Raw genomic sequence first — 1,062 nt, forward strand, 5'->3', positions numbered from 1 at the left:
ACCGGTCTGAAAGCCATCGATGCCATGATCCCTATCGGTCGTGGCCAGCGTGAGCTGATCATCGGTGACCGCCAGGTTGGTAAGACCGCCATCGCCATCGACACCATCATCAACCAGAAAGATTCCGGCATTAAGTGCGTCTACGTTGCGATCGGCCAGAAGGCCTCCACCATCGCCAACGTGGTGCGCAAGCTGGAAGAGCACGGTGCCCTGGCCAACACCATCGTGGTCGTGGCTTCTGCCTCCGAAGCGGCTGCTCTGCAGTACCTGGCTCCCTACGCCGGTTGCTCCATGGGCGAGTACTTCCGTGACCGCGGCGAAGACGCACTGATCATCTATGATGACCTGTCCAAGCAGGCCGTTGCCTATCGCCAGATCTCCCTGCTGCTGCGCCGTCCGCCTGGACGTGAAGCTTACCCGGGTGACGTCTTCTATCTGCACTCCCGTCTGCTGGAGCGTGCTGCTCGCGTCAACGCCGAGTACGTAGAGAAGTTCACCAACGGTGCCGTGAAAGGCCAGACCGGTTCCCTGACCGCCCTGCCGATCATCGAAACCCAGGCCGGTGACGTCTCCGCGTTCGTTCCGACCAACGTGATCTCCATCACCGACGGCCAGATCTTCCTGACCTCCCAGCTGTTCAACTCCGGTATTCGTCCGGCGGTTGACCCGGGTATCTCCGTATCCCGTGTGGGCGGTGCTGCTCAGACCAAGATCGTCAAGAAGCTGTCCGGTGGTATCCGTACCGCGCTGGCCCAGTACCGCGAACTGGCGGCATTTGCCCAGTTCTCTTCCGACCTGGACGATGCCACTCGCAAGCAGCTGGATCACGGTCAGAAAGTCACCGAGCTGATGAAGCAGAAGCAGTACTCTCCGATGAGCGTGGCCCAGCAATCCCTGGTGCTGTTCGCCGCCGAGAAGGGTTATCTCGCCGATGTCGAACTGAGCAAGATCGTCGACTTCGAAGCCGCTCTGCTCTCTTACGCCAATACCCAGCATGCCGAGCTGATGGCTGAAATCAATGCCAAGGCCGACTACAACGACGCGATCGTTGGCAAGCTGACT

The 1,062-nt window shown here is 60.0% G+C and carries 1 protein-coding gene; it reads left to right on the plus strand.

Annotated features, from left to right (window positions below; all coding sequences use genetic code 11):
• On the plus strand, nt 1-1,062 hold a 1,062-nt coding region (gene atpA, locus G5358_RS21275), incomplete at both ends, for a F0F1 ATP synthase subunit alpha (protein WP_421324901.1).

Source organism: Aeromonas sp. 604176, assembly GCF_049170755.1.
GTDB classification, from domain to species: Bacteria; Pseudomonadota; Gammaproteobacteria; order Enterobacterales; family Aeromonadaceae; genus Aeromonas; species Aeromonas veronii_A.